Below are 24,811 nucleotides of genomic sequence, written 5' to 3' on the forward strand. Positions count from 1 at the left end.
CGACCACGGCGCTCGTCCGCGCCCGGGAAGCCGGCGACGCGGTCGACGGTCGGTCAGTTCGCTGGTGACTCGAGCGCGCCGGCGGCGAGCAGGGCGCGGGCGACCAGCGCGTGGCCGGCCGGCGTCCAATGCTCGTCGCCGGGGAACAGCACCGGCTCGCGCGCTCCCGACAGCACCGGCGTCAGGTCGACCCAGGCGGCTCCTCCGTCCAGCGCCGCCCGCTCCGCCACGGCGTGCGCCGCCCGCACGACCGGCGGCAGCGCGCCCGGCGCCGTCAGCTCGAGGCGGTGCGGCGCGTAGAGGATGACGAGGCGGGCGCCGTGGCCGTGGACCGCGTCGGCGATGGCGGCGAGCAGGCGCGCGGTCAGCTCGGCGCCCGGGATCTGCCGGTCGTCGAGGGGCGCGGCGCCCTGCGCCGTCGGGCGCAGCGGCGCCGCCGGGGCGTTGCCGCCGCCGAGGGCGCGGGCGGTGAAGTCGAGCAACAGAAAGGCGCGGCTGTGGTCCTTCAGCCACTGGTGCAGCGGGCCGGTGAGCGGCCGCAGCGGGGTCGCCGGCGGCAGCAGGCGATCGCCATCGAGGCGGAAGAGCGGGCGGCGGCCGCTCTTGCCCTCGACGTTGTCGGCGAGGTCGTTGAAGAAGAACTGCAGCACGACCACGTCGTAACGCCGCGCCGCCAGCTCCTGCCGCAGCAGCAGATACTCCTGGCCGGTGCCGAAGCCGTTGACGCCGCGGTTGGCGATCGCCGCCCGCGGCAGGGCCCGCTGCAGGTGGTCGGTGTAGACGGCGCCCTGCGGCACGCCCCACCCCCAGGTGAACGAGTCGCCGAGCACCAGCACGCGCCGCGCCGGATCGGCGGGCGGGGGCGGGTCCGGCAGGCGCCAGCCGGCGGCGTCGTGCGCGATCTCGACGTCGAACTGGGGCCGCCGGAAGCGCAGGCGGACGTCGGGACGCCCGCGCCAGCCGAGCTGCGGATCGGAGGCGTGGAAACTGTAGAGGGGATTGGCGACCTCGGGCACGCCGCCCTGCAGGCGCAGCGCCAGCTCGACCGCGGCCAGGGCCACCGCCGTGCCGACGAGGACCAGCGCGAGGCGCCGCATCCGTCCCTCCGCCGGCGGGCTCAGCGCGACGCCGCGGCGTCCCGCCGCGGCGCGTCCGCGCGTCGGCGCCGCGCGCTCATCCGCCCCGGGTGTGCATCTCGAGGTGTGGATCGCGCTGCAGCTCGGCGGCGGGGACCAGCGCGGCGCGGTCGCGCTCGGCGAGCCGGCGCTCGGCGCCGCGGTCGTCGCGCCGGCCCCAGACGGCGGCGATGCGCGCGATGAGGTCCTGCCGCGAGGCGCCGCCGCGCAGCGCGGCGCGCAGATCGGTGCCGATGCGGGCGTAGAGGCAGAGGTACCACATCCCGTCGGCGGTGAGCCGCGCCCGGTCGCAGGTGCGGCAGAACGGCGTCGTCGTCGAGGCGATGACGCCGAACACGGTGCCGTCCGGCAGGCGATAGCGATCCGCCGGCGCCGAGCTCTCCTCGCGCAGCGGCTCGATCGCCCCGTAGCGGCGCGCCAGGTCGGCGAGGATGGCGGCGCGCGACAGGACCTTGTCCGGCGACCAGTGGGTCGCGCCGCCGACGTCCATGTACTCGATGAAGCGCACCTCGGCGGCGAACGGACGGGCGAGCTCGATCAGGTCGGCGAGCTCGTCGTCGTTGACGCCGCGCATGGCGACGGTGTCGATCTTGAGCGGCCGGAAGCCGGCGGCGGCGGCGGCGCGGATCCCCTCCAGCACCTGCGGCAGGCTGTCGCGTCGGGTGAGGGCGCGGAAGCGGTCCGCGCGCAGGGTGTCGAGACTGACGGTGATGCGGTGCAGTCCCGCGGCGCGCAGCGCCGTCGCCTGTTCGGCGAGCAGGATGCCGTTGGTGGTCAGCGCCAGGTCGCGCACCGCCGGCTTGTCGGCCAGCAGGCGGACCAGGGTCGCCAGGTCGTGGCGCAGCAGGGGCTCGCCGCCGGTGAGGCGGACGCGGTCGACGCCGCAGGCGGTGAAGCAGTCGACCAGGGTCGCGATCTCCTCGAAGTCGAGGATGTCGGCGCGCGGCAGCCAGCCGTAGTGCTCCTCCGGCATGCAGTAGGCGCAGCGCAGGTTGCAGCGGTCGGTGACCGAGACGCGCAGGCTGCGCAGCGGCCGGCCGAAGCTGTCGGCGACGGAGGGCATGCCGGGGGAGTATGCCGGGTCGCCAGGCGGGGCGGAAGCGGGTCGCGCCGGGCTGGCTCGTCGGGGCGCGACGCGTGCTATGCATCGCCCCGTGATCACCATCGCCTCCGTCCGCAGCGAGGTCCTGCGCGGCAACGCCATGGGCGACCCGGCCGAGCGCCGCGTCCCCATCTACCTGCCGCCCGACTACGCGACGGGCGACGCCCGCTACCCGGTGGTCTACTTCCTCGCCGGCTTCGCCGGCGGCGGCACCTACCTGCTGTCGGAGTCGCTGTGGGGCGAGACGCTGCCGCAGCGCATCGACCGCCTGGTGCGCGACGGCGCGGTGCGGCCGATGATCGTCGTCCTCGCCGACTGCCTCACCCGGCTCGGCGGCAGCCAGTACATCAACTCCGCCGCCACCGGCCGCTACGAGGATCACCTGATCCACGAGCTGGTGCCGTTCGTCGACGCGACCTTTCGCACCGTCGCGGCGCGCGAACGGCGCGCCGTGATGGGCAAGAGCTCGGGCGGCTACGGCGCCACCGTGCTGGCGATGCGGCACCCGGACACGTTCGCCGCCGCCGTCGACCACTCCGGGGACAAGTACTTCGAGCTCTGCTACAAGGCCGACATCCCCGCGGCGGTGGCGGCGCTCGCGCGCTACGAGCATTCGCCGGCGCGCTTCCTGGCCGGCTTCCCGCAGCCGCCCAACGAACGCGGCCGCCACTGGTTCACGCTGGTGAACATGCTGGCGATGGCCGCGTGCTACGCGCCGAACCCGGACAGCGAGATCGGCTTCGACCTGCCGTTCGATCCGCGCACCGGCGCGCTGCGCGACGACGTCTGGGCGCGCTGGCTCGCGCACGACCCGATCACCCTCGCCGCCGCCCACGCCGACGCGCTGCGCCGGCTGCGGCTCTACTACCTCGACTGCGGCCGCTGGGACGAACACCACCTCCAGCTCGGCAACCGCATCTACAGCGATCGCCTCGCCGCGCTCGGCGTGCCGCACGTCTACGAGGAGTTCGACGGCGGCCACCTGAACGTCGCCCACCGCTACGAGGGCTCGCTGCAGCGGCTGAGCGCGCTGTTCGAGACGTGATCCGCGGCTTGTCTTCGCGAACCGGCGCCTGCTAACCGGCGGGCGTCATGGGCGTGCAGGCGCCGAGCCAGCCGCGGCCGGCGGGCGACATCCCCGCCCTGGCCACCATCCCGTGGCTGGGCCAGCCGTGGGCATTTCTCTCCCACCCCGGCGAGTACCTGCTGCGCGGCTATCGCCAGCACGGACCGGTGTTCCGCACCCGCCTCTTCGGCATGAACCTGGTCGCGCTGCTCGGCCCCGAGGCCAACCGCCAACTGCTGGCGACGCACCGCGAGCACTTCTCGCACGCGCTCGGCTACGCCATGGTGCGCAAGGTGCTCGGCGACGGCCTGCTCTTCCAGGACGGCGCGGTGCACGCGCGCAACCGGACGCTGATGATGCCGGCCTTCCACCAGCGCGCCGTCCAGACCTACTTCGAGACCATGCACGCCACCGCGGCGGCGCACCTCGAGCGCTGGACGCGCAGCGGACCGGCGTCGATGTACGAACGCTTCCGCCAGCTCACCTTCGAGATCATGGCCCGCCTGGTGCTCGGCCTCGAGGGCGATCTGCGCCTCGCCGAGCTCGGGGCGCTCAACGACCGGCTCGCCAAGGGCTCGGCCGCTTTCCTGCGCGTCGGCTGGCGCTGGACCACCTACGGCCGCGGCCTGCGCGCCCGCGACGCGCTGCGCGCCTATCTCCGCGAGGTCATCGCCGCCCGCCGCGTCGCCCCGGGCAGCGACGCGCTCGGCCTGCTCATGGCGGCGCGCGACGACGCCGGGGCGGCGCTCGGCGACGAGGAGCTCCTCGACCAGGCGGTCATCCTGATGTTCGCCGGCCACGAGACCACCACCTCGCTGCTGACCTCGTTCCTGATGAGCCTGCGCGACCACCCGCACGTCGCCGCCGGGCTGATCGAGGAACAACGCCGCGTCGTCGGCGACGGCCCCTTGCGGGTCGACCACCTGCGCGACCTGACGCGCCTCGATGCGGTCTTCAAGGAGGTCGAACGCCTGCGGCCGCCGATCAGCCTCGGCCAGCGCGGCGTCGTGCGCGACGTCGAGGTCGCCGGCTATCGCCTGCCGCCGGGCACGATGGTCATCTACTCGTCGTACGTGACCCACCGCCTGCCGCAGGTGTACCGCGATCCGGAGCGCTTCGATCCCGACCGCTTCCTGCCGCCGCGCGAGGAGCACAAGGCGACGCCCTACGCGCTGATCGGCTTCGGCGGCGGCCCGCGCCTGTGCATCGGCCTCGCCTTCGCGCAACTGGAGGCGAAGATCGTCGCCTCGCTGCTGCTCCGCCGCTGCCGCTGGCAGCTCGCCCCCGGCCCGACGCCGCTGCGCTGGGTGCCCACCCTGCACCCGCTCGACGGCCTGCCGGGCGCCGTCGCCGCCGCGTGACCCGATCGACCGCCCGGAGCGCGCCCGCGGAGCGGATCAGTAGCGCGAGCGCAGCCGCAACGGCGGCGCGCTCACCCGGCGCAGGCGCAGGTTGAGCATCTCCACCATCACCGAGAAGCCCATGGCGAAGTAGACGTAGCCGCGCGGGATGTGGAAGTGCAGGCCGTCGGCGACCAGCGCCACCCCGATCAGCAGCAGGAAGCTCAGGGCCAGCATCTTCACCGTCGGGTGGCGCTCGACGAAGACGCTGAGCGGCCCCGAGAACGCCATCATCAGGAACACCGCCAGGATCACCGCCGTGACCATGACGGGAATCGCATCCACCATGCCGACGGCGGTGATCACCGAGTCGATCGAGAAGACGACGTCGAGGGCGACGATCTGCGCGATGACGGCCGCGAACGTCGGTCCCGCCGCGCCCGCCGTCGCCCCCTCGCCGTGCCCCTCCAGCTTGTCGTGGATCTCGTGGGTGCTCTTGGCGAGCAGGAACAGGCCGCCGAGGAGCAGGATGAGATCGCGCCCGGAGACGGCGCGCTCCCACACCGTGAACAGCGGCGCGCCGAGGCGCGCCAGCCAGGCGAGCGACAGCAGCAGCAGGATGCGGGTGACCATCGCCAGGGCGAGGCCGACCAGGCGAGCCCGCCCCTGCTGCGCCGGCGGCAGCTTGCCGGCCAGGATCGAGATGAACACGATGTTGTCGATGCCGAGCACCAGCTCGAGCGCGGTCAGCGTCAGGAGCGCGATCCAGAGCTCCGGATTGCCCACCCAGTCCATCCCGGCCTTCTGGCGACTCGGTTCCGCGAGCGCAAGCGAGCGTCCGTTTCGACGAACGGACGATGGCATTGCGCGTCGGACGGCCCGTCGGCATGGCCGACTCATGACCGCGCCCCCACCCGTGTACCGGCTGCGCGAGGCGACCGTGGCCGACGCCGCGGTCGTCGCCCATCACCGCGTGGCGATGTTCCGCGACATGAACGCGCTCGGCGCCGCCGACGGCGCGATGCTCGAAACCGCGAGCCGCCGGCACCTCGCCGCCGCGCTCGCCGACGGCAGCTACCGCGGCTGGGTGCTCGAGGACGCCGACGGCGTCGTCGCCGGCGGCGGCCTCATGCTGCGATCGCTGCTGCCCCGCCCGGGCTATCTCGAAGGCGGGATGGAGGGGTACGTGCTCAACGTGTACACCGAGCCGACGCACCGCCGCCGCGGGCTGGCACGGCGGCTCATGGCGGCGATCCTCGCCTGGTGCGACGCGGCGCGGGTGTCGCGCGTCAGCCTGCACGCCTCCGACGACGGCCGGGCTCTCTACGCCGCGCTCGGCTTCGCCCCGACCAACGAGATGCGGCGCGACACGGCGCCCGACGCGGCATAGACGACCGGCGCGCCGCGGATCGCCTGGCGACGGCGGCGCGCGGCCCTGCCGTCACTGCCCATAGCGAGGGGCGGCGTCGAGGTAGGCGCGTTCCTCGGACGTCGAGTGGCGGCCCAACGCCGCGTTGCGGTGCGGGAAGCGGCCGAAACGGGCGATGACCGCGCGGTGCTCGCGCGCGTACCTGAGAAACTCGGCGGCATGGCCCCGCCAGTCGGGATGGCAGCGCTCGGCGAGCGCCGTGAAGGCGGCGACGGCGCGGTCCTGCACCGCGAGGTCCTCGGCATGGTGCAGCGGCATGTAGAAGAAGGCGCGTTCGGCATCGCCGAGCTCGGCGTCAATCCCCGCGTCGAGGCCGGCGAGCGCCAGTGCCAGCGCGTGCCGGTCGGAGGCGAACGCCTCGCCGCGGCCGCGGTGCAGGTGGCGCGAGAACTGGTCCAGGAGCAGGATCAGGGCCAGGCGACCGCGCGCCGTCGCCGCCCAGCCGTCGCGCTGCCGGCGCACCGCCGCGGCGTGGTCGGCGGCGAAGCCCGCCGCGACCTCGGCGTCGAACCCGGGGTCGGCGGCGAACCAGCGCGCCGCCCGGGCGAGACGGGTCGCCGGATCGGCGTCCGGCGCGCCGAACCAGAACGCCAGCACGGCCTCGGCGCGCTGCGGATCGGCGGCATCGCCGGCGGCATGGGCGATCGCCTGCTCGAGGCGATCGTTGCCCCAGAACACCTCCTCGCCGACCGTCAGCGTCGGGGCGCCGAAGATGCCGCGCGCCCGCGCCTCGTCGGTCTGCAGGCGCAGCCGCTGCTTGGCGTCATCGGCCGCGCCGCGCGCCAGCCAGACGTCGGCGTCGACGCCGACCTCGCGCAGCACCGCCGCCACCACCGCCGCCTCGCCGATGGCGCGATCGAACGCGAAGTTCGCGCGGTAGATGCCGCGCACGAAGGCGCCGATCCACGGCAGATCGGCCGCGGCGCAGGCGATGCGGGCGGCGAGCAGGCTGCCGCGCGGAAAGGCGCTCGGCTGGCGCAGCGGCAGCCCCTCGGCGGCGCAGAGGCGCGCCAGGTCGCGCCACATGTATCGGCCTTTGACCGGGTAGATGTTGAAGGGCGAATCGTTCCATCCCTGGGCGGCGAAGATCGGCCCGAGCAGGAAGGCGCGCCAGCGCAGCGGCACGCCAGCGGCGCGGGCCAGCGCCTCGACCCGCATTGCCGCCGGGTAGGAATAGGTGCTGGCGAATTCGAACCAGAAGTCGACCGGCGCCGCCATGAGGCCTCCGTCAGCCCCCGCGCGGGGCGGACGCGCCGATGTCGCGCCGCGCCGGCGCGGCCGCGACGCCATCGGAAATGGCGCGCGCCGCCGTCTCGCCCGCCGCCGGCAGGGCGAAGCGGAAGGTCATGCCGCCCTCGGCGTTGGCGGACGCCCACAGCCGCCCGTGGTGCGATTCGATGATGGTGCGGCTGATCGACAGTCCCACGCCGATGCCGTTGGGCTTGGTGGAGACGAAGGGCTCGAACATCGCCTCGGCCACGCCGGCGGCGACGCCGGGGCCGGTGTCGCGCACCGCGACCTCCGCCATGCCGCTTCCCGTCGGCCGCGTGGTGAGCTGCAGGATCCGCCGCGGCGGGCCGCCGCTCATCGCCTCGACCGCGTTGCGCAGCAGGTTGAGCACCACCTGTTCCACCTGGATCGGATCCCCGACCACCGCCGGCAGCGCCACGGCGAAGAGCTCCTCGATCTCGACGCCGGCCTGCCGCGCCTCCGGCTCGATGATCCGCGCCGCCTCCTCGACCAGCGCGTTGAGATCGATCGTCTCCTGGCGCGGCGCCTCCTTGCGCACCAGTTGGCGCAGCCGGCGGATGACCTCGCCGGCCCGCAGCGCCTCGGTGGCGATGCTGTCGAGCGCCGGCATCACCTCGGGCACGCTGCCCGGATCGCCGCGCAGCCGGCGGGCGCAGCCGCGGGCGTAGTTGACGATCGCCGCCAGCGGCTGGTTGATCTCGTGCGCCAGGCCGGCGGCCATCTCGCCCAGCGTCGACAGCCGCTGCACGTGCGTCAGCTCCGCCTGCCGCTGCCGCGCCGCCTCTTCCGAACGCCGCTGCTCGGTCACCTCGCTGCTGAACACCGCGAGGCCGGCGACCTCGCCGTCGATGACGATCGGGTTGAAGGCGTTGACGAAGATGCGCCGGCCGTGCGGCCCATCGATGACCTGCTCGTCGGTGAAGCGCTCGCCCACCAGGCCGCGGGCGTAGAGCGGCGCCCAGTAGGCGGCGAGATGCTGGCGCACCGCCGCCGGGTAGTCGTCCGGGTTCGTCAGCTCGCTGCCGGTCGCGACGGCGTAGCGGTGCCGCACCGCCGCATTGCGGATCAGCAGCCGGCCGGCGCGGTCGATCGCCCAGATCGCGTCCTCGGCGTTCTCGATCAGCGCCGACGCGGCGGCCTGCGACTGCCGCAGCTCGGCGGCATAGCGGCCGCGCTCCTCGATCTCGGCCTGCAGCTCGCCGTTCAGCCGTTCGAGTTGCGCCGTGCGCTCGCGCACCCGCGCTTCGAGCCGCTCGTTGAGCTGGCGCACCTCGGCAGCGGCGCGGCGCTGCGCGTCCCGCCGTTGGGCGAGCGCGGTGCGGCTGCGCTCGAGCTCGGCGGCGACGTGGACCGACAGGCCCATGCCGATCAACAGGCCGACGGTCGGGTAGCCCAGCAGGCCGTGCAGCCCGCCGGCGCCGAAATGGTGCGCCAGCGCGGTGGAGAGGATGCCGAGGCCGACGACGAGGCGCTGCGGCCACGCCCCCCACGGCAGCAGGGTCGCCGTCGCCAGGCTGACCGCCATCGACATGATGCCCGTGGTCTCCGCGTCGCGGGCCAGGATCGCCGAGGTCGTGCTCAGCAGGTACATGGCGGTGACGCAACCCAGCCCGACGGCGACCAGGCGCCGCCGGCTCGAGGGCCGGCGCTGGCGCAGCAGCGCGACCGAGAGGCCGAGCACCGCCAGCGCCGCCAGCTTGATCCCCCAGTAGACGGGCAGCTCGGCGGCGGGCAGGAGCAGCAGGTCGAAGAGCGCGAAGAGCAGGATCGGCAGGACGCACAACGCGATGCCGATGCGCACCCGGCGCTCCAGGTCGCCATCGGCGTCGGCGGCGTCGGCGCGATCCAGCGGCGGCGGACGGTCGACCGGGGCCATGCGACGACGACCCTAGCGCACCGCCGCGGAGCTTGGCGATGCTCGTCTCACGTGGCCGCGCCGGCGGCGGGATCCGGGTAGAGGATCATCTGGGTGCAGCGGAAGAGCGCCAGCGGTCGCTCCCGCCCGTCGGCGCGGACGACCGCGTCCCACACCTGGGTCGTCCGCCCGCGGTGAACCGGCGTCGCCTCGCCGAGGATGGTCGCGCCGACGCCGACGGTGCCGAGGAAGTTGGTCTTCAGCTCGACGGTGGTGAAGCTGCGCGCGCCGGCCGGCATGTTCTCCCCCGTGCCGTAGGCGCACAGCGTGTCGGCGAGCGCGATCACCACCGGCGCCCAGAGGAAGCCGGTGCCGGCGATCAGCGGCGGGGTGATCGGAATGCGGCCGGTGACGCGCTCCGCCGTGCAGGTGAGGATCTCCAGGCCGAGCAACCCCGGCAGGCGATCACGCCCGAAGTCGTTCAGCCGCCGCGCCCGTTCGTCCGTCATCGCCGCGCTCCTTCCGCCGTCGCCAGGCCCGCCGCCGCATCTCACACCCGCCGGCGCGCGGCCAGCGCCAGGCCGATCAGGCCCGGGGCGAGGAACAGCGCCACGATCGCCGGCGCGGCCACGAGCCAGTACCACAACCGGCCGTCGAGCCCGCAGGCCGCGGCGGCGGGGCCGCACGGGGCCGCGTTCAGCCATGGCGCGCCAACGGCGTTCCACAGCAGGTGCTGGCCGATCGCCAGCAGGAGTCCGAGCAGCGGCGCGACGATCGCCGGCGCGTCCGGCCCGCGCGGCGCCCACCCGAAGCCGGCGCCGGCGGTGGCGGTGAACGTCGGATGCAGCAGGCCGCCGAGCGCGGCGCGCAGGTAGACGCTCTCGGCGAGGCCGCCGGCGCCGCCGGCGAGCGCGGCGAGCGCGAAGTAGTAGAGGTTCTCGGCCATGGTGAAGCCGATGCCGATCAGGGCGCCGACGACGATGCCGTCGCGCACGTCGCGCAGCGCGCCGCGCCACCCCAGCGCCAGCGCCGCCAGCGCCGCCGCCTTGGCGATCTCCTCGATGGCCGGCGCGGCCAGCGCGCCGGCGAGCCAGGTCGCCGTCGCCGCGCCGGCCAGTTCGCCGAGCCCGGCGCGCGCCGCCCGGTTGAGCAGCAGCGCCACCGCCGGCGCCGCGACCGCGCCCCACAGGAAGGCGCCGAGCAGCAGGCGCCGCCGGCGCTGCCACCGGCGGTCGAGGCGCAGCACGACGGCCGCCGCGATCGCCGCCGGCGCCAGGGAGAGCGCCAGCAGCGGCCAGGGCACGTCGCGCATCAGCCGGGCGAACCCGAGCAGGAGCAGCGCGGCGATCAGCGCGCTGGCGATCGAGCGGAGACGCGCGGCGGACACGCCGGGTGTCTGCCCGGGCGACGGCGCCGGTTCAAGACGCGCGGCCGGCGCGACGCCGACGGACGCGGACACGGCACCAGCCCCCGCGCAGCCGTCGATCGCGGCGGCGGGGCGGATTCCGCGTTGACCAATCGACTGGGCGGTTGATATCCCTCGGCCGTGCTCGACCCTCGCCTGTTCGCGCCGCTGCCGGCGGATCAGCGGCGGCGCATCGCCGACGAGTTCGTCGCCTTCGCCCTGCGGCGCGACGGCGCGCCGGACCTGCGGACGCGCACGCTGGCGGAGCGCGAGGCGTTCTTCGCCCGCCTGCGCGCGACGCCGGCGCCGCGCTGGGACGGACCGCCGATCGATCCGACCGAATTCGCCCGCTGGCATCGCACGCGCGAGCCGCTGGGCGGCGCCCCGCCGCTGATCGCCTGGCTGGTGAAGGTGGCGCGCGCCAACGAAGGCGAGGGCTGGGGCGTCGACTACCTGCTCGATCGCGGCGGGTTCGACGGGCTCGGCGCCGGCGGCGCGTTGCAGCCGCGCGATTTCGCCGACCTCGAGGAGACCTACCACACGCGCATCATGCGCGAGGTGGTGGCGCTCTTCGGCATCGACTACCAGTTGCGCACGCCGCCGTGGCCGATCCAGCAGTCGGTGAAGCTGATGGCGCGCCTGCCGCGGCAGGCGTCGTACATGCTGCTGCTCGCCGGCGAGCTCATGGGGACCGTCGCCTTCGCGCTGCTCGCGCGCCAGGGCGAGGAGCTGCTGGCCGCCCACCCGGCGGTCGCCGCCCGGGTGCGCCTGCTGCTCGACGAGATCCTGATCGACGAGGTCGGGCACGTCACCTTCCTCCTCGGTTCGATGCGCGGCTGGCAACTGGCGCTGATCCGCCGCCTGGCGCTCCTCTTTGCCGCCAGCGCGCGCCGTGGCTACGCCAACGACGCGCGCGAGGCGGCGCTGATGGCCGCCGGCATCCGCGACTATTCGCTCGCCATCATGCCCGAGCGCGTCCTGCGCCGCGCCTTCGTGCCGGCGCCGTACTGGCCGCCCGCCTACGGCGCGCCGCCGGTGGCGGCATGACGGCGCGCCGCGCCGGTCGCGCCGCGCCGCGCCGTCGCCCCGGGCGGCCGCCCGGCCCGAGCCAGGCGCCGCTGCTGCGCGCCCGTCTGATCGCGGAAGCGAGCCGCCTCTACGCCGACGGCGGCTCGAGCGGCCTCAGCTTCGCCACCGTCGCCGCCCGCACCGGCCTCACCAAGCCGACGGTGTTCCACTACTTCGCCAACAAGGGCGTCCTGCTGCACGCCGTCTTCGAGGCCCTGGGCGAGCGCCTGCAGCGGGCGGCGGAGGGCTGGTTCGACGCGCCGCCGGCGTCCTACGCGGCGCGCCTCGAGCAGCTCGTCGCGGCGCTGGTCGACTTCTATGGTCGCGATCCGCTGAACGCCCGCATCCTCTGCCACGGCCTGCTCGAAGCCGACCGCCTGGCGCCCTGGCGCACCGCCGGGACGGCGCCGCCGCCGGTGTTCGACCACTTCATCCGCCGCTTCATGCAGTTCATCGCCGACGGCGCCGCCGCCGGCGAGTTCCACGCCGACCGGCCGATGGCGATCATCATGGCGATCGGCGGCATCGTGCTGTTCGAGCTCATGCTGCCCGACCGCGGCCGGCCGTTTCGCAGCGGCCCCTTCGGCGCCGCGTCGCTGGAGGAGCGCGCGGCCGAGATGGCGACGCTGATCCGCCGCGCCGTGGTGCGGCCGTCGGCGCGGCTGCGGAAGACGTAGACGCCCACGGACACGCGGAGCCCCGGAGCCACCCCCGGCGTCCGCCGTTCTCCGCTCCACCGGGCGCGATCAGGAGGCGCAATGAAAACCATCGATGCGGACGGACACGTCATCGAGCCGCCGGATCTCTGGCAGCGGGAGCTGCCAGCGGCGCTGCGCGATCGCGGCTTCCAGGTGATCTGGAACCCCGACACGCGGCAGGAGGAGGTCCACCTCGAAGGGGCGCCGCTGCTGCCCTTCGGCATCGTCGGCGTCGGCATGGCCGGGCGGCCGTTCGACGACATCGGCAAGGGCGTCCGCTACCGCGACCTGATGCCGGGCGGCAGCGATCCGCGGCGGCGGCTGGTCGACATGGACGACGAGGGCATCGACGTCGCCGTGCTCTATCCGTCGATCGGTCTCTTTCTCGAGGCGATCCGCGATCCGGCGCTCGCCGAGGCGAGCTGCCGCGTCTACAACGACTGGCTCGCCGACTACTGCCGCGCCGCGCCCGGGCGGCTGACCGGCGTCGCCGCGATCCCATTGCAGGACGTCGACGCGGCGGTGCGCGAGCTGCGCCGCGCCTGCGGCGGGCTCGCCATGCGCGGCGCCTTCATCCGGCCCAATCCCTGCGGCAGCCGCGCCCTGCACGACCCCTACTTCGACCCCTTCTGGGCGGCGGCGGCCGAGATGGGCGTGCCGATCGGGCTGCACCCGTCGGGCGCCGGCGACCTGCCCGGCGCCTTCCAGGGCCTGCGCCTCGACGCCCCGATCATGGGCCACCCCTCGATCTTCTTCATCGACAACTACATCGGCTTCTCCCACCTGGTGTGCGGCGGCGTGCTCGAACGCCACCCGACGCTCACCGTCGTCGTCCTCGAGGCCGGCGGCGGCTGGCTGGCGCACTGGTTCGATCGCTTCGACCACTTCGCCAAGGTCTACGCCTGGATGGCGCCGGAGCTGCGCGCCACGCCGAGCGAGTACTTCCGCCGCCAGTGCTACATCTCCTTCGATCCCGACGAGACGACGCTGCCGCTGCTGGCGCCGGTGATCGGCGAGGACCGCATCGTCTGGGCGTCGGACTACCCGCACCTCGACGCCACCTTCCCCGGCGTCGTGCGCGAGCTGGAGGAGCATCTCCTGGCGCTGCCGCCCAGCGCCCAGGACAAGGTGCGCGGCGGCAACGCGGCGCGGCTGTACGGGCTCGACGCCTGACCGCGGGCGGGCGCGCAGGGAGGCCACGGGAGATGAAGAACGCGCGTTTGTTGCACTACTCGCATTGCGTGTCGGACCTCGGCCGCTCGAAGCGGTTCTACACCGAGGTGCTGGGCTTCGCGGTGGTCGCCGAATTCGACTTCGACGACGCCGCCACGGCGCGGGTGATGGGCGTGCCGGGGGCGAAGTTCACCGGCGTGTTCATGCAGCGGGACGGCTTCCGCATGGAGATCATCGCCTTCACCAACCCGCCGCCGGAGCGCGCGGCGCGGCGGCGGGCGTCGAACGAGATCGGACATTCGCACCTCAGCTTCTACGTCACCGACCTCGACGCCACCCTCGCCGAGCTGCGGGCCCAGGGAGTGCCCGTCGACGCCGAGACCCGCGCCACCCTGGTGAACGGCATCGAATGCTGCGTGGTGCGCGACCCCGACGGCTTCCCGATCGAGATCGTGCAGACGCCGACGCTCACCCTGCTGCCCTACGAGAGCGCGTGAGATGGCCGGTCGACTCGCGGGCAAGATCGCGATCATCACCGGCGCCGCCAAGGGCCAGGGCGCGGGCGTGGCGCGGCGCTTCGTCGCCGAGGGCGCCCGCGTGGCGCTGCTCGACGTCCTCGCCGAGCCCGGCCGCGCCCTCGCCGCCGAGCTCGGCGACGCGGCGCGCTTCCACCACTGCGACGTCGCCGACGAGGCGCAGGTCGCGGCCGCCGTCGCGGCGGCGACGCGGCACTTCGGCGGCCTCGACGTGCTCTACAACAATGCCGCCGTCATCGCCTACGGCCGGCGCATCGCCGATCTGCCCAGCGACGAGTGGGACCGCACCCTGGCGATCAACCTGCGCGGCCCGTTCCTCTGCGCCAAATACGCCCTGCCCCACCTCGTCGCGCGCGGCGGCGGCGCCATCATCAACGTCTCCTCGCACGGCGCCTTCCAGGCCTCGCCGACCGGCGTCGCCGACTACGCCGTCGCCAAGGGCGGCCTGGTCACCCTCACCTACTACCTCGCCTCGGAATACGGCCACGAGCAGGTGCGCGCCAACTGCATCGCCCCGGGGCCGGTGCCCACCGACCTCAATGCCCCGTTCCTCGGCAGCGAGGAGGGGCGCGCCCAGACCGCGATGTGGATCCCGCTCGGCCGCGTCGGCGCCATCGACGACGTCGCCCACGCCGCCGTCTTCCTCGCCTCCGACGAATCGCGCTGGATCACCGGCGCGGTGCTGCGCGTCGACGGCGGCATGGTGGTGCAGTGAGGCCGCGGCGACGCGCCGCGCCGCCGCGCGCATCGTCGTCTCTCCCCTCGCGACCGACGATCACCGGCCTCGCGCCGCCACGGCCGGTCGCTGGCCGGACGCGGCCCACGGCCGCGCCCCTGCTTTTTTCGATCTATGCGATGCGCTGAGCAGCGATTATAGTCGTCACCCGGACATGCCCCGTCCCGTCGCGCTCATCGTGAATGACGATCCGTCGCAGCTCCGGCTGAGCGCCGCGGTGCTGGACAAGGGTGGATTCGCGACGCGCACCTGCGCCAGCGCGGAGGAGGCGCTGGCGCTGCTCGCCGAGTCGCCGGCGGTCGATCTGATCGTCACCGACCTGCACATGCCGGGCATCGACGGCTGGCGCTTCTGCCGCTTGCTGCGCTCGCCGGAGCTCCGCGCCTGCAACCACATCCCGATCCTGGTCGTGTCGGCGACGTTCTCCGGCAGCGACGCGGAGCTGCGCAGCCTCGAGCTCGGCGCCAGCGGCTTCCTCGCCGCGCCCTTCGCGCCCTCGGCGCTGCAGGACTATGCGCGGGCGCTGCTCAGCGGCCGCCGCCCCGAGTCGGCGCCGCAGGTGGTGATCGCGCACGCCAGCGCCGCGGAGCGCGAGCGCCTGCGCGCCGCCTTCCAGGGCGCCGGGTACCAGGTCGACTGCGCCGCCGGCGCCACCGAGGCGCTCGCCGCCTGGCGGGCGCTGCAGCCCGAGCTGATCGTCGTCGATCAGCGCCTGCCGGACGGGCCGGCGACCGAGCTGCTGTCCGCCGTCACGGCCGCGGGATCGCCGACCGCCGCCATCGCGCTGGTCGATCCGGCGGCCGGCGGCGACGCGGTGGGGCTGGCGCGCCACGGCGCCGCCGCCAGCGTGCCGTGGCCCGCCGACCCGACGCGCCTGCTCGAGGTCGCCGCCGCGGCGCGCCGCCAGCGGGCGATGATCCGCATCGAGGAGCGGCTCGAGGAACGCAATCGCGCCCTGCGCGATGCCGATGCGCGCTGGCGGGCGCTGGTCGAAGCGATCCCCGAGATCGTCATCCTGCACGACGCCGACGGCACCATCCGCCACGTCAACCGCATCGGCGCCGCCTATCTCGGGTGGCCGGTCGACGAATGCGTCGGCCGCGACCTCGGCGAGGTCGAGCGCGGCGCGCCGGCGCGCGGCGCCGACGCGCCCTTCGAGACGACCTGGGTGGCGCGCAGCGGCCGCGAGATTCCAGTCGAGGTGGTGCGCCGCCCGCTGCGCTTCGACGGCCGCGATGGCTTCCTGAGCATCGCCCGCGACGTCAGCGCCCGCCAGGAGCTGACGCGCCAGCGCCAGCAGTTCCTCGCCATGCTCACCCACGACATCAAGAACCCGCTCGGCATCGTGCTCGGGTTCGCCGAGCTGCTCGGCGAGGTCGGGCCGCTGAACGAGCAGCAGCAGGACCTGCTGGCGCGCATCCAGGCGAACGCCGGCGCCGTGCTGACCCTGGTCGCGAACTACCTCAACCTCGGCCAGATCGAGGCCGGACAGCTCAGCATCACGCGCAAGCCGGTGGACGTCGCGACGCTGATCGACGGCGTCCTCGACCAGTTCCGCGCCGCCGCGGCGCGCGCGCGCATCGCCTGCGAGCGCCGGGTCGACGACGCCCTCGGCGTCATCGCCGCCGACCCGGTGGCGCTCGAACGCGTGCTCACCAACCTGATGCACAACGCGCTCAAGTTCACGCCGCCGGGCGGCCGCATCGGCCTCCGCGCCGGCCGCAGCGCCGAGGCGATCACGCTGCAGGTCAGCGACACCGGCGCCGGCATCGCCCCCGAGGAGCTGGAGAGCGTCTTCCAGCTCTATCGGCGCGGCATGACCCGACAGGCGCGCGAGGGCACCGGCCTCGGCCTGTTCATCGCCCGCGCCCTGGTCGGCGCGCACGGCGGCCACATCGGCATCGAGAGCACGCTCGGCGAGGGCACCACCGTCACCGTGTCGCTGCCCCTGGCGACCGCCGACGAGCCGGAGCCGGCGGCGAGCGGCCGCTGAGCGCGGCCGGCACAGCTAGCCTTGATGCGACAAAAGACCTTCACCACGGAGGCACGGAGAGTACTGATCTCGAAGCCCGCCCAGTGGTCCTCCCAAAGTTCATTGGAAATCGAGTGAAAAGAGGCCCCGCGCCTTCGCTATGGCACCAAGCCCTCCGTGTCTCCGTGCCTCCGTGGTGAGGAGTTTTCTGTCTCATCAAGGCTAGCAGCCCGTCGAACAGCAGGTCGGCTACTCCGGACAGGTCTTGTGCGCCAGCTCTTCGTTGCCGAATCCTCGACACAACCGACCGGTTTGCCTCCGGTTCGGCGCCTCGATCTGGCGCACAATCCCTCGCCCTCGCTACGCCGCCTGTTTCTCAACGGACTGCTAGCGGCCGCGCCAGACCGGGCGGCGCTTCTCGACGAACGCGCGCTGCGCCTCGCGCGCGTCCTCGCTGCGGCGTAGCGGCCGCCCGAGCTCCTCCTGGCGGCGATAGGCCTCGGCGAGCGGCAGCGACAGCAGCTCGCGCACCCCGGCGCGGGTCGCGCGCACCGCCAGCGGCGCGTTGGCGGCGATCGCGTCGGCGATCGCCAGCGCGGTCGGCATGAGCTCCGCCGGCGGCACGAGGCGGTTGAGCAGCCCGATCGCCAGCGCCCGCTCGGCGTCGATCGGCCGCGCCGTGAGCAGCAGCTCGTGCGCGTGCGCCCAGGGGATCTGCCGCGCCAGCAGGACGCTGGCGTGACCGGTGGGATAGAGCCCGAGCGCCACCTCCTCGAGGGCGAAGGTCGCCGCCGGCACCGCGACCCGGATCTCCGAGGCCAGCATGAGGTCGAAGCCGCCGGCGCGGGCGTGGCCGTTGATCGCGCACACCAACGGCGTGTCGAGATCGAAGCCGGCCAGGGTCGCGGTGGCGACGCTGCGCAGGCCCTCGAAGTCGACCGCCGCGAGGCGCTCGCCGCGCGCCAGGGCCTGCGCCGCCGGGATGGTGGCGCGCAGGTCCATGCCGGCGCAGAAGACGCGCTCGCCCGCGCCGGTGAGGACGGCGCAGCGGATCTCGGGATCGCCGGCGATGCGCCGCCAGGCCGCCGCCAGCTCGACCAGCATCGCCGGATCGAGCGCGTTGGCGCGTTCCGGCCGATCGAGGGTGACGACGGCGACGTGCGGATGATCGGACGGCAGATCGAAGCGCACCGGCATGCGGCCATCCGCTATCACATGGGACCGGCGATTGGAGGGCCGCGCTCCCGCGCGGCCGTGCCCTGGTGCCGCATCGCCGGCAGCGCCTCGGCGTGGCCGCGGCGCCGGGATGCGGTCGTTGCCACGCCGTCCGCGTCGCCCGGCCGCGCGGAAGCGCGGCCCTCCAGGCGTGCGCATCGCCATGGCGCAGCCCGACCCCCTATAGTATGCACGGCGCTTCAGGAGGACTGATGGAGTTCGGACTGTTCGTTCAGGCGCACGTGCCGCGCCACGAAATGGAAGCCGATCCGGTCAACGCGGAGCACGACCGGTTGATGCGCGAGCTCGAGGTGGCGATCGCCTGCGACCGCGCCGGCTGGAAGTACGTCTGGTCGGTCGAGCATCACTTCCTCGAGGAGTACTCGCACATCTCGGCGTCGGAGATCTTCCTGCCCTACGTCGCCGCCAAGACCGAGCGCATCCACGTCGGCTCGGCGATCTACAACATCACGCCGCCGGTGAATCACCCGGCGCGCATGGCCGAGCGGGTGGCGATGCTCGACCACCTGAGCGAGGGCCGCTTCGAGTTCGGCACCGGCCGCGGCTCGTCGAGCACCGAATTCAAGGGCTTCAGCATTCCCGACGGCGAGACGACGCGCAACATGTTCGACGAATCGCTGCGCGAGATCCTGCGCATGTGGCGCGAGACCCGCTACAGCTTCCAGGGCACGTACTTCTCGATGCCCGAGCGCAACGTGCTGCCCAAGCCGTACAGCAAGCCGCATCCGCCGCTGTGGGTGGCGTGCGGCAGCCCGTCGACCTTCGAGAAGGCGGGCCGACTCGGCCTCGGCGCGCTGTGTTTCAGCCTGGGCTCGCCGAAGGACTTCGAGCCGCTGATCCGCATCTACAAGGACAACATCCGGCACGCCGAGCCGGTGGGCGAGTACGTGAACGACAACGTCGCCTGCGTCACCCAGATGGTCTGCCTGGAGGACCGCAAGCGGGCCCGCGAGGTCGCGCTGACGATGGGCAGCGGCTACCACACCAGCCTCGTCTTCCGGTACCTCGACACCTTCCCGCGCCCCGCCGGCGTCCCCGAGTGGCCGAAGCTGATCCCCGATCCGACCCCGGCACAGCTCGAGGAGCGCATCGCCAGCGGCCAGCGCATCGTCGGCGACCCCGACGAGTGCGCCAGGGCGGTGCAGCAGTACGTCGACATCGGCTGCGACCAGATCATCTTCGGCATCCTCGCCTCCACCATGGCGCAGGAGACCGCGCTCGAAACCGTCCGCCTGTTCGGCGCCGAGGTGCAGCCGCGTTTCGACAAGGACCCGGTGCACAGCACGACCCGCTATCGCGAAGCCGCGCTGCGCACGAGCGGCGGCCCGCGGGCGGCGGTGTCGTGAGCGCGTGACCTTCCCCGCCGTCTCCATCTGCCCCGCCGGCACGCTCGTCTGCGGCATGCAACTGCCGGTGGCCGCGCAGAGCGCCACCTTCGCGCAGCCGTGGGAGGCCACCGCCGGCCAGGCCGAGATGCGGCGCGTCGCCCACGCGGCCGACGCGGCGGGGCTCTTCTATCTCGCGGTGTCGGATCACGTGGCGGTGCCGCGCTCGCACGCGGCGGCGATGTCGACGACGTGGTACGACGCCGTCGCCACGCTCGGCTTCCTCGCCGCGGCGACGACGCGCGTCCGCCTGCTGTCGTACGTGTGGGTGGCGCCCTACCGGCATCCGCTGATCACCGCCAAGGCGTTCGCGACCCTCGATGCGCTGTCGGGCGGGCGGATCATCCTCGGTGTCGGCGCCGGGCACGTCGAAGCGGAGTTCGCGGCGCTGGGCGTCGACTTCACGCGCCGCGGCGCCCTGCTCGACGAGGCCATCGATCTCATCGTCGCCGCCTGGAGCGACGAGTACCCGACCTTCGCCGGCACGACGTGGCGCGTGCGCGACCTCGGCCAGCGCCCGCGCCCGCTGCAGCGGCCGCGACCGCCGATCTGGGTCGGCGGCTCGACGCCGCCGGCGCTGCGCCGCGTCGCCGAGCGGGGCGACGGCTGGCTGCCGCAGGGCGTGCCGGAGATGGGCATGCCGGCGGCGATCGAGCTCATCCGGAACCACCGCCGGGCGCGCCGCGGCGAGGCGCCGCTCGACCTCGGGATGAACGCGCCCTGGCTCTACATCGGCCGCGCGCCGTTCGCCCTCGGTCCCAACGACCGCACCGGCTCGCCCGCCGAGCTGGCCGAGATCTTCCGCGGCATCAAGGCGCTCGGGGTCCAGCACTGCGGCATCCGATTCCGCAGCCGGAGCTGCGACGAGCTGTGCGACCAGATCGCGGCTTTCGGCGCCGACATCCTGCCACTGATCAACCAATGACCAATTTCACCGCGGAGACGCGGAGGCACGGAGGCCTCGGACTGGCGGGCGATCGCCGCCCCTCCGCGTCCCTGCGGTGACAGAAGGAAAGCACATGCTCTTGGAGAATCGCGTCGCCATCGTCTCCGGCATCGGCCCCGGCATGGGGCGCGACATCTCGCTGGCGTTGGCCCGGGAGGGAGCCGACGTCGTGCTGGCGGCGCGCGGCGTCGACAAGCTGGCGGCGGTGGGCGCCGAGGTGCGCGCCCTCGGTCGGCGGGCGGTCGAGGTGCCGACCGACATCGCCAGGGCGGAGGACAGCCGGCGGCTGGTGGACACGGCGCTGAGGGAGCTCGGGCGCATCGACATTCTCGTCAACAACGCCTTCAGGGGCGGGGTCGAGCCGCTGTTCGCCGACATCGACCTCGCCGAGTGGCGCAAGGTGTTCGACGTCAACGTCTTCGGCGCCCTGCAGCTCACCCAGGCGGTCGTCACCCACATGCGCCAACGCGGCGGCGGCGGGTCGATCATCTTCATCAACTCGATGTCGATGCGGATCATCGAGCCGCGCTTCGCCAGCTACGCGTCGTCGAAGGGCGCGCTGATGGTCGCCGCCCAGTCGCTCGCCCGCGAGCTCGGGCCGGAGAAGATCCGCGTCAACAGCGTCGTCCCCGGCTACATCTGGGGCGCGGCGCTCGAGGGCTACTTCAACTCGCTCGCCAGGCAGCAGGGCGTCACGCCGGACGACATCTACCGGCAGATCGCCGCGCGCACCGCGCTCAACCACATTCCGACATCGGAGGAGATCGCCGATGCGGTGCTCTTCTTCGCCTCCGACCTGTCGCGCGTCGTCACCGGCCAGGCGCTCGACGTGAACGGCGGCCACTTCTTCCACTGAACGCGGCGGCGCGACGCGCGCGGCGCGCCGCGGCCGCGCCGGCGGCGGCTATTCGGCGCACAGGGCTTTGTTGGGCACCTCCTTGCCGCCGGCGGCCGCGCACGCCTTCGCGTCCATGCAGTCGAGCGCGGTGGCGCCGTCCTGCAGATAGCGGCAACAGACCTGGGCGTCGGTGCAGCCGCCCTTGGTCTTGGCGTCGGAGTGCGTCGCCCAGAGTGCGCCGGCGAGCGCCAGCGCCAACGCCGCGGTGGTCAGGATCGTGGATCGCGTCATGGGGTCCTCCTCCTGGGTTCGCCGTGCATGTAGCGGAGCGCCGACGAAGCGCCAGCCGTCTCCGCCTCTGTGGCCTCCGTGGACGATCCGTAGTACAGCGCGCCGCGTGATGATGGGGCGTTGGAGGATGCTGGTCGCGCTGGCGGCGCTGTGCGGCGTCCAGGCGCTCGCCCAGGACGCGGGCACGCTCACCGCCGAGCCGTTGCCCGACGGCGCGCCGGCGCAGACGGCGACGAGCGTTGCCGATACGCCGACGCGTCGACCGACGCGCCGCGCCACCGCCACCGCCACCGATACCGCGGTCGCGACCGCGCCGCCGACCGACACCCCGGCCGACACGCCGACCGCGGCGCCACCCAGCGCGACGCCCACCGCCGAGCCGACGCTCACCCCCACCCGCATCGCCGCGCTCCCGCCGACCATGCCGCCGGCCCCGCCGGTCGCCGCGCTGCCGGCAGGCGCGGCGCTCGGCGCGCTCGACCCCGGCCTGCTGCACGTCGTGCTCGGCGTGCTCCTCGCCCTGCTCTCCGCCTGGCTCGGCGCCCGCCTCGCTCGCGCCGGCGAACGCCGCGAACGCCAGCGCGCCCGCCGCGCACTCGCCAGCGCCATGCTCCTCGAGCTGCGGCGCATCGACGCCGTCCTGCGCCGGGTCGTGGCGCTCGACACGCCGACCTCGTTCCCCTCCCTCGACCATCCCATCATCGAGGGCGCGCTGCGCGACCTGACCCTCTTCAACGCCGAGACGGCGGCGCGCATCGCCCAGTTCCACGGCGCCCTGCGCGGCATCCAGCACGAGGTCGCCGACTATCGCGACAATCCGCTGCGCTGGGCGGGTCGCCTCGGCGAGCTCAACCAGATCATCAGAAGCCGGGCCGCCGCGGCGTGCCGCGCCGTCCCGGAGCTGCTGAAGTCACTCGAGCGCTCCGGCGGCGCGCGACCGCCACACCTCGGCGAGCCGGCGCCCGCCGGCGGGCAGCGCGCCGAGCTGCCACCACCACCTTTCGGCGCCACCGACGGCGACGACTGGACCCTCTGAACGGCGCCCCGTTGTCAGGATGGCGCGCCCAGTTAGGGTTAACCCGAATACTTATCCACTGACCGGTAGCCGTTCTTCCAATCGCGACCGAGTTGGCCACACCTTTCTGTGGATAACCTGTTGACTACGATTGCCGGAGCCTTTCCAGCGTAGGCCCAGAGTTGAATTGCCCACACAATGGGCATCGACGGACCAAGGATAAATCGCGAATAATCAGCAACTTGCCGCTATCACCTCAGAAAGAATCGGCAACCCATCATCGAACCGCCAAAATCCTTAATCGTGCCGCAACAGAGTGGAGAAAGTCCGTGCAGCGGATCGGATCTGGCCGCGATTTTGCCAGCTTCAATAAGGAGCCATGAATGACTGTTCGGTCGCGATTAATCGTGGCGGTAGCCGTCATGAGCTGCTTCCTCGGCTGCATTCGTGGCGGGGAGTCGGCTGGAACGCCGCTCGACGTCAAAGGCCTGCGAATCGAGTTGCCGGCCGGATGGATGTCGGTGCCGCCGGCCTCGTCGATGCGCGCCGCGCAGGCGATCATCGCTGGGCCGGGAGGGCCCGCCGAGTTGGCGGTGTTCCACTTCGGCGCCGGCCAGGGCGGAGACATCGATGCCAACATCCAGCGCTGGATCTCCCAGATCACGCCGGATCCTGGGACCGGCCCGCAGCGCGAGACCTTCGAGACCACCGGCGGCCTGCGGGTCACCTGGGTCGACGCCGAGGGCACGCTGCAGCCGGGTCAGATGGGGATGGGGCCGGCGACGGCGCAGCCGCACTCGCGGCTGCTCGGCGCGGTCATCGAGGGCGAGGGCGGGCCCTGGTTCTTCAAGGCTACCGGTCCCGACCTGACGCTCGCCGGCCAGCGCCTCGCCTTCCGCGGCATGTTGCAGCGGGCGCGCCTCGAGTAGCGGTCGGCGGGCAGGCCGACGCGTCCCTGCGACGCCCTTCGTTCCGACCGTCGACGACCGGAGCTGGCCTGCCGTTCGTGGCGCCCCCCAACGGGCGTCACACTTCGCGGCCGCGGAAGAGCGCGAAGGCGCTGGTGTAGCCGTGCAGGAAGGTGCCGCCGTGCACCGGTCCGATCTCGCCGTTGCAGAAGAAGCCGCCGAGCGGGACGTCGCCGAGGTAGCGGCGGAAGAGCTCGCTGTCGTGATCGGGGCGGCCGTACAGGAACTGACCGCGACCGAGGCAGGAGAACAGCAGGGAGCCCGGGGTCGGTGGCGGATCCGCCCGGCAGTATCGCTGTAGCAGGGCTTCGAGATCGTGCGCCGAGGTCTCGGCGTCACGCAGGTGGAACTGCACGACCGCGTTGGGGTCGACGAGGGCGCCGATCGCCAGCGCCCCCGACGCCTGATCGATGCCGATCAGGTTGCGGATGAGGAAGTCGCCCTGCCCGTACTGCTGGCGATCCTCCCGCATGACGATGCCGACGAACAGCGAGTGGCGGGCGAGCTGGCGGTCGCGCGGATCGAGTCGGTCGTGCAGCTCCTGCAGGACGGCGAGCGGCGAGCGGCCGTCGAGGGCGCGGATGACGTTGCGCTCGCCGGCGGTGACGAACATCGGCTCGCCCACCGGCCGGCAGCCCTGGGCGACGATGGTGTCGACGGCCACGTTGCCGCTCAGGGCGACGCCGACGGCGCCGCTGCGGTGCACGCGCTCGCCGAGAAACAGCGCGTTGCTGCCGGCGTCGCGGCCGCCGCTGGCGATGCCGCCGACGGTCGTGCTGCCGGGATAGGCGCGGTCGAGGCCGCGGATCAGGCTCTCGGTGTCGAAGGTGAAGGGATCGGAGAGCACCACGAACTGCGGCGCGGAGGCGGAATCGACCGCGACCAGGCGCGCCAGCGCCTCCGGCTCGCTCTCCGGCGCCGGCACCGCGTCGTTGGTGAGGTGGAACGGCGCCATCGCCACCCCGGGAAGATACGCCGCGGTCAGCGACACGCCGGGGCGCCGCTCGATCTCGCGCCCGCCGCCGATCACGCCGCCGCCCGAGCAGCCGAGCAGCAGCGCCCCCGGCAGGGCCTCGGCGATGCGCGCCGGGATGCGGTCGTGTTCCGCCGCGTGGTGCGGCGAAATGAACGCGAGCACCAGCGTCGGCCGGCAACCGCCGAGCGCATCGCGGAGCACGCCGGCGGCCCGCTCGATCGCTCGCTCGAGCCGCGCTTCCTCGCTCGCTGCCGATGCCCACTTCATGCCGTGCTGCGCGCTCCAGCCGCGAGTGTAGCGCAATCGCGCCGCCTCGCAGCCCCCGCCGCCCTCTCATCTGCGATCGCCCCCGGCGCCGGGAGGGCCGCTGGCTACCGCGTCACGCATGC

At 73.5% G+C, this 24,811-nt stretch carries 24 protein-coding genes; 14 read left to right on the top strand and 10 right to left on the bottom strand.

Features of this window, described 5'->3' with window-relative positions; genetic code table 11:
* Window positions 1-53: 53 nt before the first annotated feature.
* Together KF840_20640 and moaA are read right to left on the bottom strand one after the other, a co-directional pair.
* Window positions 54-1,097, bottom strand: a complete 1,044-nt coding sequence (locus tag KF840_20640) for an SGNH/GDSL hydrolase family protein (GenBank protein ID MBX3027313.1) — start codon at window positions 1,095-1,097, stop codon at window positions 54-56.
* A 76-nt stretch (window positions 1,098-1,173) separates the two neighbouring features.
* Window positions 1,174-2,199 carry a GTP 3',8-cyclase MoaA gene (gene moaA, locus KF840_20645; GenBank protein MBX3027314.1) on the bottom strand — a complete coding sequence of 342 codons (1,026 nt, stop codon included), beginning with the start codon at window positions 2,197-2,199 and terminating at the stop codon, window positions 1,174-1,176.
* A gap of 79 nt (window positions 2,200-2,278) precedes the next feature.
* Here moaA and KF840_20650 point away from each other — a divergent pair, with 79 nt between their 5' ends.
* Both KF840_20650 and KF840_20655 read left to right on the top strand, forming a co-directional pair.
* Window positions 2,279-3,283, top strand: a complete 1,005-nt coding sequence (locus KF840_20650) for a prolyl oligopeptidase family serine peptidase (GenBank protein MBX3027315.1) — start codon at window positions 2,279-2,281, stop codon at window positions 3,281-3,283.
* Between the two features lie 47 nt (window positions 3,284-3,330).
* The gene (locus tag KF840_20655; protein ID MBX3027316.1) at window positions 3,331-4,665 is read left to right on the top strand and encodes a cytochrome P450; all 1,335 of its coding nucleotides are present in this window, start codon (window positions 3,331-3,333) and stop codon (window positions 4,663-4,665) included.
* A gap of 36 nt (window positions 4,666-4,701) precedes the next feature.
* Here KF840_20655 and KF840_20660 read toward each other — a convergent pair whose 3' ends face one another.
* A complete protein-coding gene (locus KF840_20660) occupies window positions 4,702-5,439 on the bottom strand; it encodes a TerC family protein (protein ID MBX3027317.1) in 738 nt (245 codons plus the stop codon).
* Window positions 5,440-5,542: 103 nt separating this feature from the next.
* On the opposite strand from KF840_20660, the gene KF840_20665 reads away from it, so the two are divergent.
* The gene (locus KF840_20665; GenBank protein MBX3027318.1) at window positions 5,543-6,034 is read left to right on the top strand and encodes a GNAT family N-acetyltransferase; all 492 of its coding nucleotides are present in this window, start codon (window positions 5,543-5,545) and stop codon (window positions 6,032-6,034) included.
* 51 nt (window positions 6,035-6,085) lie between these two features.
* On the opposite strand, the gene KF840_20670 is transcribed toward KF840_20665, so the two are convergent.
* The 4 genes from KF840_20670 to KF840_20685 are packed head-to-tail and all read right to left on the bottom strand — an operon-like array spanning window position 6,086 to window position 10,566.
* Entirely contained in the window at window positions 6,086-7,291 is a 1,206-nt protein-coding gene (locus KF840_20670; protein ID MBX3027319.1) for a DUF924 family protein, read from the bottom strand.
* 10 nt (window positions 7,292-7,301) lie between these two features.
* A complete protein-coding gene (locus tag KF840_20675; GenBank protein MBX3027320.1) occupies window positions 7,302-9,200 on the bottom strand; it encodes a hypothetical protein in 1,899 nt (632 codons plus the stop codon).
* Between the two features lie 47 nt (window positions 9,201-9,247).
* Window positions 9,248-9,688, bottom strand: a complete 441-nt coding sequence (locus tag KF840_20680; protein ID MBX3027321.1) for a PaaI family thioesterase — start codon at window positions 9,686-9,688, stop codon at window positions 9,248-9,250.
* Window positions 9,689-9,729: 41 nt separating this feature from the next.
* Entirely contained in the window at window positions 9,730-10,566 is an 837-nt protein-coding gene (locus tag KF840_20685; protein ID MBX3027322.1) for a PrsW family intramembrane metalloprotease, read from the bottom strand.
* Between the two features lie 159 nt (window positions 10,567-10,725).
* On the opposite strand from KF840_20685, the gene KF840_20690 reads away from it, so the two are divergent.
* The 6 genes from KF840_20690 (at window position 10,726) to KF840_20715 (ending at window position 16,788) form a co-directional block, all read left to right on the top strand.
* On the top strand, window positions 10,726-11,631 hold the full coding sequence (locus KF840_20690; protein MBX3027323.1) for a hypothetical protein: 906 nt from the start codon (window positions 10,726-10,728) through the stop codon (window positions 11,629-11,631).
* A complete protein-coding gene (locus KF840_20695; GenBank protein ID MBX3027324.1) occupies window positions 11,628-12,329 on the top strand; it encodes a TetR/AcrR family transcriptional regulator in 702 nt (233 codons plus the stop codon). The genes KF840_20690 and KF840_20695 overlap by 4 nt, the downstream gene beginning before the upstream one ends.
* 81 nt (window positions 12,330-12,410) lie before the next feature.
* On the top strand, window positions 12,411-13,523 hold the full coding sequence (locus tag KF840_20700; protein ID MBX3027325.1) for an amidohydrolase: 1,113 nt from the start codon (window positions 12,411-12,413) through the stop codon (window positions 13,521-13,523).
* Window positions 13,524-13,555: 32 nt separating this feature from the next.
* Window positions 13,556-14,020, top strand: a complete 465-nt coding sequence (locus KF840_20705) for a VOC family protein (protein MBX3027326.1) — start codon at window positions 13,556-13,558, stop codon at window positions 14,018-14,020.
* Window position 14,021: 1 nt separating this feature from the next.
* On the top strand, window positions 14,022-14,774 hold the full coding sequence (locus tag KF840_20710; protein ID MBX3027327.1) for a glucose 1-dehydrogenase: 753 nt from the start codon (window positions 14,022-14,024) through the stop codon (window positions 14,772-14,774).
* A 175-nt stretch (window positions 14,775-14,949) separates the two neighbouring features.
* The gene (locus KF840_20715; GenBank protein ID MBX3027328.1) at window positions 14,950-16,788 is read left to right on the top strand and encodes a response regulator; all 1,839 of its coding nucleotides are present in this window, start codon (window positions 14,950-14,952) and stop codon (window positions 16,786-16,788) included.
* Between the two features lie 366 nt (window positions 16,789-17,154).
* Here KF840_20715 and KF840_20720 read toward each other — a convergent pair whose 3' ends face one another.
* Window positions 17,155-17,964: an enoyl-CoA hydratase/isomerase family protein gene (locus tag KF840_20720; protein MBX3027329.1), complete on the bottom strand. Its 810-nt coding sequence runs from the start codon at window positions 17,962-17,964 to the stop codon at window positions 17,155-17,157.
* Window positions 17,965-18,194: 230 nt separating this feature from the next.
* Here KF840_20720 and KF840_20725 point away from each other — a divergent pair, with 230 nt between their 5' ends.
* The 3 genes from KF840_20725 (at window position 18,195) to KF840_20735 (ending at window position 21,190) form a co-directional block, all read left to right on the top strand.
* Entirely contained in the window at window positions 18,195-19,349 is a 1,155-nt protein-coding gene (locus tag KF840_20725) for an LLM class flavin-dependent oxidoreductase (protein MBX3027330.1), read from the top strand.
* A gap of 55 nt (window positions 19,350-19,404) precedes the next feature.
* Window positions 19,405-20,313 carry a TIGR03619 family F420-dependent LLM class oxidoreductase gene (locus KF840_20730; GenBank protein ID MBX3027331.1) on the top strand — a complete coding sequence of 303 codons (909 nt, stop codon included), beginning with the start codon at window positions 19,405-19,407 and terminating at the stop codon, window positions 20,311-20,313.
* Window positions 20,314-20,407: 94 nt separating this feature from the next.
* Window positions 20,408-21,190, top strand: a complete 783-nt coding sequence (locus tag KF840_20735) for an SDR family oxidoreductase (protein ID MBX3027332.1) — start codon at window positions 20,408-20,410, stop codon at window positions 21,188-21,190.
* A 48-nt stretch (window positions 21,191-21,238) separates the two neighbouring features.
* On the opposite strand, the gene KF840_20740 is transcribed toward KF840_20735, so the two are convergent.
* A complete protein-coding gene (locus KF840_20740) occupies window positions 21,239-21,463 on the bottom strand; it encodes a hypothetical protein (GenBank protein MBX3027333.1) in 225 nt (74 codons plus the stop codon).
* Between the two features lie 127 nt (window positions 21,464-21,590).
* Here KF840_20740 and KF840_20745 point away from each other — a divergent pair, with 127 nt between their 5' ends.
* Both KF840_20745 and KF840_20750 read left to right on the top strand, forming a co-directional pair.
* Window positions 21,591-22,499, top strand: a complete 909-nt coding sequence (locus KF840_20745) for a hypothetical protein (GenBank protein MBX3027334.1) — start codon at window positions 21,591-21,593, stop codon at window positions 22,497-22,499.
* 386 nt (window positions 22,500-22,885) lie between these two features.
* The gene (locus tag KF840_20750; GenBank protein ID MBX3027335.1) at window positions 22,886-23,407 is read left to right on the top strand and encodes a hypothetical protein; all 522 of its coding nucleotides are present in this window, start codon (window positions 22,886-22,888) and stop codon (window positions 23,405-23,407) included.
* A 97-nt stretch (window positions 23,408-23,504) separates the two neighbouring features.
* Here KF840_20750 and KF840_20755 read toward each other — a convergent pair whose 3' ends face one another.
* On the bottom strand, window positions 23,505-24,689 hold the full coding sequence (locus tag KF840_20755) for an FIST C-terminal domain-containing protein (protein ID MBX3027336.1): 1,185 nt from the start codon (window positions 24,687-24,689) through the stop codon (window positions 23,505-23,507).
* Window positions 24,690-24,811: the final 122 nt, after the last annotated feature.

The sequence above is a fragment of the bacterium genome, assembly GCA_019637795.1.
In the GTDB taxonomy this organism is placed as follows: domain Bacteria; phylum Desulfobacterota; class Binatia; order HRBIN30; family CADEER01; genus JAHBUY01.